This is a genomic window from Bradyrhizobium sp., from assembly GCF_017881085.1.
Taxonomy (GTDB): Bacteria; Pseudomonadota; Alphaproteobacteria; order Rhizobiales; family Xanthobacteraceae; genus Bradyrhizobium.
Genome location: NZ_JADGRI010000254.1, coordinates 1 through 8,091 on the forward strand (window position 1 = coordinate 1; position 8,091 = coordinate 8,091).

8 protein-coding genes and 1 pseudogene are annotated in these 8,091 nt (G+C 60.7%); 2 read left to right on the top strand and 7 right to left on the bottom strand.

Annotated elements, in window-relative coordinates; genetic code table 11:
• The 4 genes and pseudogenes from QZ213_RS20800 to QZ213_RS20815 all read right to left on the bottom strand — a co-directional run.
• Window positions 1-402: pseudogene (locus QZ213_RS20800) on the bottom strand (hypothetical protein); the annotation flags it as partial.
• A gap of 7 nt (window positions 403-409) precedes the next feature.
• Entirely contained in the window at window positions 410-1,324 is a 915-nt protein-coding gene (locus QZ213_RS20805) for a sugar ABC transporter permease (RefSeq protein ID WP_291687978.1), read from the bottom strand.
• A gap of 21 nt (window positions 1,325-1,345) precedes the next feature.
• Window positions 1,346-2,665, bottom strand: coding sequence for an extracellular solute-binding protein (locus QZ213_RS20810; protein ID WP_291687979.1), 1,320 nt, complete (start codon window positions 2,663-2,665; stop codon window positions 1,346-1,348).
• A gap of 125 nt (window positions 2,666-2,790) precedes the next feature.
• The gene (locus QZ213_RS20815) at window positions 2,791-3,534 is read right to left on the bottom strand and encodes a TetR/AcrR family transcriptional regulator (protein ID WP_291687980.1); all 744 of its coding nucleotides are present in this window, start codon (window positions 3,532-3,534) and stop codon (window positions 2,791-2,793) included.
• A 99-nt stretch (window positions 3,535-3,633) separates the two neighbouring features.
• On the opposite strand from QZ213_RS20815, the gene QZ213_RS20820 reads away from it, so the two are divergent.
• A complete protein-coding gene (locus tag QZ213_RS20820) occupies window positions 3,634-3,963 on the top strand; it encodes an NIPSNAP family protein (RefSeq protein ID WP_291687981.1) in 330 nt (109 codons plus the stop codon).
• 1,141 nt (window positions 3,964-5,104) lie between these two features.
• On the opposite strand, the gene QZ213_RS20825 is transcribed toward QZ213_RS20820, so the two are convergent.
• Window positions 5,105-5,287, bottom strand: a complete 183-nt coding sequence (locus QZ213_RS20825; RefSeq protein ID WP_291687982.1) for a hypothetical protein — start codon at window positions 5,285-5,287, stop codon at window positions 5,105-5,107.
• Window positions 5,288-5,482: 195 nt separating this feature from the next.
• Window positions 5,483-5,689 carry a hypothetical protein gene (locus QZ213_RS20830; RefSeq protein WP_291687983.1) on the bottom strand — a complete coding sequence of 69 codons (207 nt, stop codon included), beginning with the start codon at window positions 5,687-5,689 and terminating at the stop codon, window positions 5,483-5,485.
• A gap of 450 nt (window positions 5,690-6,139) precedes the next feature.
• Between QZ213_RS20830 and QZ213_RS20835 the strand changes: the two genes are divergently transcribed.
• Entirely contained in the window at window positions 6,140-6,379 is a 240-nt protein-coding gene (locus QZ213_RS20835) for a hypothetical protein (RefSeq protein WP_291687984.1), read from the top strand.
• A gap of 295 nt (window positions 6,380-6,674) precedes the next feature.
• Here the strand turns inward: QZ213_RS20835 and QZ213_RS20840 are convergent.
• The coding region (locus QZ213_RS20840) for a methyl-accepting chemotaxis protein (RefSeq protein ID WP_291687985.1) at window positions 6,675-8,091 on the bottom strand (1,417 nt) is incomplete at its 5' end.

The following is an 8,091-nucleotide window of genomic DNA, read 5'->3' on the forward strand; positions in this document are numbered from 1 at the left end:
CGCCGGCACGCCCACGAGCAGGTTGAGCGCGACCACCGCGCAGGCCACGATGAAGCTGTTGAGCATCGCCGGCAACAGGTTGCTCGCCGTGGACGGAATAAAGCCGCCGCTGGCGGGATCGCGGGCCTTCCTTGTTTCGTAGGTGACGGTCTTGTCCTTGGCCGTGAAGATCGCGGCGAAGTTCTGTGCGGTCGGCGCCTGCGGGATCCAGTGCGGCGGCTTCGAGATGATTTCGTGCTCGCTCTGGAACGAGGACGACACCAGCCACGCGATCGGCGCCAGCACGTAGCCGAGAAACAGCATCGAGGCGACTGCAAGCGCGAGGCCGCGGCCGACGCGCCCAAGCCGGGAGCGCGCCCGGTAATGGCGTACTTCAGCGAGCGGGGCCGCGGTGGTGACCATTGTCATCTCAGATCTTTCGGGCCAAAGCGCGGATGATCGCGTAGGCCAGCGCCAGCGTCGCAAGCGCGAGTATGTAGGCCATGGCGGCGCCGGTACCGAACGACAGGTTCCGGAACGTCTCGACATAGATCCGCCACGCCACCACGTGGCTCGCATCGCCCGGGCCGCCTTCGGTCAGGATGAAGAAAAGATCGAAGTGGCGGATCGCCATCATGGTCTCGTACACCACGACCAGCCCAAAGCTGGATTTCAGCGACGGCAGCGTGACGTGGAAGAACCGGCTGATGGCGTTGGCGCCGTCGACCTTCGCGGCCGCGTGCAGGTCCGCAGGAATGGTCTTCAGGCCGACAAGCAGCAGGATCGTGGCGAGCGGCACTTCCTTCCAGACGAACGCATTGGCGATCAGCGCCAGCGTCTTGTCGGAATCGCCTAGCCAGACCATGTAGGAATTGATGAAGTCGAGCTGGTAGAGCAGCCCGTTGAGCGCGCCATAGTTGGAGTCGTAGATCCACTTCCACATCAGCGCGTTGGCGACGTAGGGAATGGCCCACGGCACCAGCAGCACCGCGCTGAGCACGCGCCGTCCGGGAAATTCCTCGTTCAGAAGCAAGGCAACCAGCAGCGCCAGCACCGAAATGGCGACGACGCAGAGCACGGCGAAGAAGGCCGTGCGCTCGACCGCGTACCAGAACTGCGGATCGGACAGGACGGTGACGTAGTTATCGAGCCCGACGAACGGCGTTCGGCCCGGGCGGGTCAGCTTCACCGAGAACAGGCTGATCCAGAATGAATAGAGAATCGGAAAGACCGCGACCGCCATCAGCACCACGGCGAGCGGCGCCACGAACAGGAAGGCCACGCGCTCGTCGTAGGTCAGGGGCCCGCGAAGCCGTGGCTTCGCGGCAGCGACACTGGTGGTCATTGAGTAGGCCTCAGCTCGGCGTCAGCTCTGCTTCTTCAGCTCGGTCCACTTCGCAGCCGAATTGTTCAACGCCTGCTCGACCGTGATCTTGCCCATGATGGCCTGCTGCCACGCGGTGCCGTTGATGTCGTTCCACTCGCCGAACCAGGGTGTCACGACATCCTTCTTGCGCGCCAGCGACTGCTGCTTGCCGATCAGGTCGACGTCGCCATACGAGGCATAGGCGGCCCGGATCTCCGGATCGCTGAACAGGGATTTGACGCCGAAGCCGGAGCCGACATCCTTGAACAGCATCTTCTGGAACTTGTACTCGCCGTCGGCCTTGCCGCCGAACCATTCCATCAGCTTCACCGTGTCGGCGGCGCGGGTCGCATCCGCCTGCGCGCGCGGCGTCATGCCGTAGAAGCGCATCCAGCCCACCGTCGCGTGCGAGCCCTTTTCACCGGCAGGCATCAGCGCGATCTTCGCATTGCCGGCGATCTTGCTCTGCGCCGGATCGTTCAGCGTCCGCAGGCGGTATTTGGGGATCAGCCCGAACGCATGCTCGCCGGAGGAGAAGGCTTTCAGCACCGCGAGCTCGCCGGTCTCCACGCAGGACGGCGAAAGGATCTGCTGCTTCTGAACGGCGTCGACCAGCCAGCGCAGCGCGGGACCAGCGCCGGCCCCCGGATCCTGCATCACGGCATTGCCCTTGTCGTCGACGAAACGCCCGCCATTCGAATAAACCATCGCCGTCATGAACTCGATCAGCCAGCTTTCCTGCGCCATCGAAATCAGCACCGGCCATTGCGCCAGGCCCTTGTCCTTGATTGTCTTGGCCTGGCTCGCGACTTCGGCCCAGCTCTGCGGCGGCGTCTTAATGCCCGCTTTGTCGAGCATCTCGGCGTTGTAGATGAACGCCATATAGTCGCTGTAATAGGTGTTGCCGTACTGCTTGCCCTTGTAGGTCATGGAATCGACGCAGAACTGGTCGACGTCCGAATTGTCGGTGAGCGACTTGTACTGGTCGACCGGGGCGATCCAGCCCGCCTCGGCCCATTCGGGCAGCCAGCTGTCGGAAACCCACAGCGTATCGACCGGCGCCTTGCCGATGAACTTGGTGATCATGGTTTCGCGATATTGCGCCCAGGGACTGTTGCTGTAGGCGACCTTGACCCCGGTCTTCGCCTCAAACGCCGCGATATGGCTTTTCACGGTGTCGACCGCGGCCGACCACGTCGCGAAGTTGATCGGTTCGGCGGCGAGCGCCGGACCGGCACGGCCTGCCAGGCTCGCAGCGCCGAGCCCCGCCGCGGCGGTCATTAGAAAATTACGACGGCTGACAGCTTGAAGTGTGGTCACGACGGTCATCTCCCCTGATCTGCTCGGTGGCACCTGATCGATCGGCTTCTTGCGGCCGGATTTTTCAGGAGCCTAGCACCCCTCTCTTAAGTCGTAAACTGACGACTTAAGAGAAACGCAAAAAATCACCGCGCCGTTCGCCTGGGCAATTCGACGACATCGTCCTCGAATGCCCGCGCGGCCGCCGCCAGCGCGGCAAATCCCGTCACGAACAGCCGCACATGCAGGGCCACCACGCGTTCCTCGAGGATCTGCTGGCTCGCGATGTACACGTGCCGCCGGATGGCGAAATGTGAGACGGCTCCGTGCAACGCATAGCCCATCTCGTGCAGCAGCACCCGATCGCTAGGCAGCTCCACTTTTAGCGCGTGGGCGGTTTCGGCCACGATGGTTTCCAGCAGCTCGTGGACGATCGCGTCGTTGTAATCCGGCGCCATCTTCGCTTCCGCCAGCGATGCGTAAAGAAACAGCCGCAGCCACTTCCGCGTCAGCACCGTGGAGTAGTAGGCGCGATAGAAATCAAACAGGCGTGTCTCGATCGGCCGTGTACGATCCCTCAACTGAATGAGCCACACCGCCTTGAACGGCGAAACGATCGCCTCCTGATAGACCTCGTCGAGCAACGCCGCCTTGGACGGGAAGTAGCGATACAGCAGGCGCTGGGCGACGCCGCACGCGGCGGCAAGCGCCCGCGTTTGCGCCGTCAGCCCGTACTCGGCGAAAAAATCGCTGGCCCGCGCCAGGATCATGGCCTTGCGCTCCGCTGGCGCCATCCGCGCCACCACCGGCGCCTTGCCGGAAGCCTTTTCCTTCGCACGGACAGGCCGGACGGCCGGCGTGCCGCTGAGCAGCTTGGATCGCGCGCGCATCCCGGTCGTTTCCCTGTAAATCGTCGTTTGACGACAGATTACATTTGCGCCCGCGCCAAAGCAAGCTAGGCTTGAACGCATGCCCTCCTTGTTATCCCCATGCCGGAGCCCAATTCGATGATCTACGAGCACCGCACCTATCAAATCACGGCCGGCAACGTGCCGGAATTTCTCAAGATCTATGAAGCGACCGGCCTTGCGATCATCACCCGCTACGCCAAGTTGATCGGCTGCTGGACCAAGGAATCAGGCGTCCTGAATTCGGTGGTCTTCATCTGGGCCTATGATGATTTCGCCCACCGGACGGCACAGCGGCAAAAGCTCGCGCAAGATCCGGAGTGGCAGAAATTCGTGCCGAGCATCCTGCCCTTCCTCGTGCATCAGGAAAGCATATTTCTTACCCCGGCGCCGTTCTCGCCGCACAAATAGAGCAGGCTGCCCTGTCGGAACCGGATGATTGGCGGTTACCCCCCGCAATTGATCATCTGGCGCTCGAGGAAAATCAGCCTCGCTTCCCGCGCAGAGTAGATGTGTCCCGGTAACTAACGATAATTCTGAGTTATGTGTTGTGCGGCTACAAAAGCAGCTGTTGGGTAATCGTCGACGATGCTATCGCCGGGAGAGCAAAAGGCAATCCCTCAACCTGTGATTTGCAGCAGTGAGACTTCGGCCTATCTTATCCTAGGCCGCAAGACCGCTTCAGCCTAGCCAAGTCTTATTGCTCATCGGTGCCAAATAGCGGAACCTGATCTTGGGACGGAGCGGAATTCCAGCTGTAACTTGCTGAACGCGTCCGCGTGTTCAGAGCCGGCGACCACCGAAATGGCCATCCCCGTCACGTCCGCTTTTCCAAAAGAACGGAAGTCACCGTCGGATGGGCTAACCGACGCGATTGACCCCGAACCGGACATGAGCGACGGAACGACAAATCACAAAGCCACGGACAATGCCGCGGCGATCCTCTAAATGCCGTAAACGCGGCTGGCGGGCCACGCTAGGGCTTTCCGTGTCGGCAACGACGCAGAGCTAACTAATTACGTTGAGGTGCGGTAAGCTGACGATGCTCGCTCTGAGGGGTTTCGAGCGGCCGAGCGGGCGAGGCTGCGTGCCCGCAGGCGTAGGACATTCACGAGCGAGTATCCTGTTACATAAAACCACGTCCCCACGAAATTTCCGTGGTCTTGCTTCTCCTCATGAAGTAATGTTTCCGCGGCTGGGGGCCGTGGGGATGCTGCATTATCGGGCTTACCTTCTGGATGAACACCACCGCGTAATATGCGCGGCCAATCTTTATTGTGCCGACGAGCAGGCAGCAAAAGAACGCGCCCAGCAATTATTAATTGACGCCAACGACGTTGAGCTATGGCAGCTTGATCGCCGGATAGCGGTCTTCAAATCTGCTAGTCGCCCTTTCGCAGACCCTTGACGTGCGTCACGGACTTCCCAACTTTACCGCGCCGAGTTGTAGCGACCCGCCGCTCGATCAGTTCTTCCGTGATCAGACATCAGCCAAGGCGAGGCTGAAAAGTCGCGCTAGGCCCGCAGCGGTCAACCAAACCGGAAGCCTGAATTACCAATCGGCCTGACTGCCGCGCTTGAGGCGCTCCACGGCGACAAGAAGCTCGGGCCGCGCCAGTATGTCAACCAACCTGTCAAGGATGCGCTCGTTATTGTGTGGGCGAGGCTCCAGGTATTCTTCCAAAATGCACTGCGCGTCGCTCACGGCCTGAAGTGCTAGTTGCTGATCAGCCATAATAATCATAACTGTCACCTTGGCGCGCAGATAACAACTATCGCTAATAAGTCACGATTGGTTCCATTTGGTTCAATTGGCTTATGTCTCTTGAGTCCGTTTTCTGACCTGAGGGGGCGGTCTGACGATGTGCTCTGTGGATGGCTCCCGCGTTTGCGGCGGAAGCTATGCGCGTTTCCGACTGGCCTTGGTGCACTAATGCAGCGACTGGTCAGTTCGCCGTTCCACGGTCCCAAACGCTGCCATGGCGGCCTGCAATTCCACTAGTTCCGATTCGAGTTGTTCGTTCACCAGCATCAAGGCCCGGAGTGCCCCCCTTAGATCGCCGTTGCAAGTTGCAATGGCATCTTCAACAGCCGCATCATACCGGTCAGAGTTTGGTGGCAGGAAGGGAATGGTCATCAGTAACTCCCGTGGCTGGTGCTTAGGTGTTCGGGTCAATTCCCTCCTAAAAAATTAATCGCACTCTTTCGGCCTTCGCTTGTCTTTGATCTAAATCAAAATTTGAGCGATCTCGAAGATTTCTGGCGATGCTTTTGGCCCGCGCCGACGAAGTGACCGAATGAAGTTGCCAATTGCTGCGGTGCGCGAGTCTCCTGCTTGCACTTTTCCGACATGCCGAATGACCCTGAGAAGGTCCGCTAGTTGGGAGAGACCGGAAGTAAGCGGCGCGGTCCGGCGCACGATCCGCGATAGGCAGATGCTCGGTTGAGTTTGAGTGGCGAGATGTCGCGACCCAATTCGAGCAGTTAATCTTCGAATTAAGATCAAACTGGGGTTACCGACTTAAACGCTTCGTTCGCGATTTACGATACCGTCCGGCCCTACGTGTGCAGATTGGAGTTCTGCTCGATGGGCATGATAACAGAAAGGGAAGTAGATAGGTTTTATGCCGAAGATGGCATGGGCCACCGTTATACCGTCGTTCGAAGGCAGGACATGATTGTCTTCCGGCCATTAAGTGGCTCGGTGAGGAGAATTCCCGGCAAGGTTCGCTACAGCCTAGTCACAGGCGAACAGCTCGATGATCGCTCTGATGGCAGCCTCGTGATCGTGAACGACGCTACTGTTCTTCATAAGGTCGAGACCTGACAGCTTCCGGTGCGGACAGGTGCGGGTCGCGCCAAGCGCCGCCTGTGGGCGCCTTTTTATTTGGAGCTACCCGCACCCGCGACTTCCGGTTTTGGCACGAACCGCACCAGCCGGGCCGGTCTGATGATGTCCGTTCATCGCGGTAGACCGGAAGTGGCTGGCCCACGGCCGAAATGACGCGATTGACCCCTACCGGACAATTTTCCATCGCATTTGAGCGGGTCCGGAAGTCGCTAAACCAGGGCCGACTCTCCATCTTCGCGCAAGAAAGCGATGCCGGAGGGCCACGCTGCGATCATGCGGCCCTGATGCCGCTCAGGAAGGTCTCGACGTGACCCCGCATGGTCTCGGACTGCCGCGACAACTCGCTCGACGCCTGCAGCACCTGATGGGCGGCGGCGCCGGTATCGCCGGCGGCCTGCTGGACTCCGGAGACGTTCGATGAAATCTCACCGGTGCCGAGCGCTGCCTGCTGCACATTGCGGGCGATCTCCTGCGTTGCCGAGCCCTGTTCTTCCACGGCGCTGGCGATCGCGGAGGCGATCTCGTTCATTTCATTGATCGTCGTCGAAATTCCCTTGATCGCGCTGACCGCCTCGCTCGATGAGGTCTGGATCGACGAAACCTGGGCGCTGATCTGGTCCGTGGCCTTCGCGGTCTGCTCGGCAAGGCTCTTGACCTCGGCCGCCACAACGGCGAATCCCCTGCCTGACTCGCCGGCGCGCGCCGCCTCGATCGTGGCATTGAGCGCGAGCAGGTTGGTCTGACCGGCGATTTCGCTGATCAGCTTGACGACATCGCCAATGCTGGCGGCATCCTTGAACAACCCCTGCACCGTGGTGTTGGTACGATCGGCCTCCGTCACCGCCTTCTGCGCGATCGCCGCCGATTGCGCGACCTGGCGGCTGATTTCGTTGACCGAACTCGCCAGTTGTTCCGACGCCGCTGCGACGGTCTGCACGTTCGTTGAAGCCTCTTCGGTCGCTGCCGCAACGGCGGTGGCCTGGTTGCTGGTTTCCTCGGCTGTCGCCGTCATCGACGATGCCGTGGCCTGCAGTTCGGTCGAAGCGGACGCCACCGACCTGAGCACGGCCGATATGTCCGTATCGAACGCCTGGGTCAGTTCGTTCACCCGGGCCGCACGCGCCACGCGCGCGCTGATGGCTTCGGCTTCCTTGGCGGCAAGCTCCTTGGCCTTGATCATGTTCACCTTGAAGATCAGGACCGCTCGCGCCATCAGGCCGATTTCGTCGTTCTTGTCGGTTGCGGGGATCTCGACGGCGTGATCGCCGCCGGCAAGCCGCCCCATGGCTCCCACCATGCTCAGAATCGGCGGTACGATCGAACGGGTAGTCAGATAGACGACGGTGGCCGCGACGCCGATGCCGACGCCCAGCAGCACCCAGAGCAAAGTCATCAGGAAACCGGTTTCGGCAAGGACCATGGCACCATCGGCCTTCAGACTGTCTTGCTGCCGTGAAACCATGCCGCCCGAACGCGAGCCCGCGTTATTTTTTGCGCCTGCGAAGATGTCGAGCAGCTTGTTGGCGCGGGGTGCGGCTTCGTTGGTCAGGAACCATTGCGCCATGTTCCAGCGGTCCGAGGCCCGTATATCGAACATTTTCTGCGGCAGCGGCGAGAATTTGGCGCGCGCCGCAACGAGGGAATCGAAGGCGTTCTGCTGATCTGCCGTCATTTCCGACCGCCGTTTC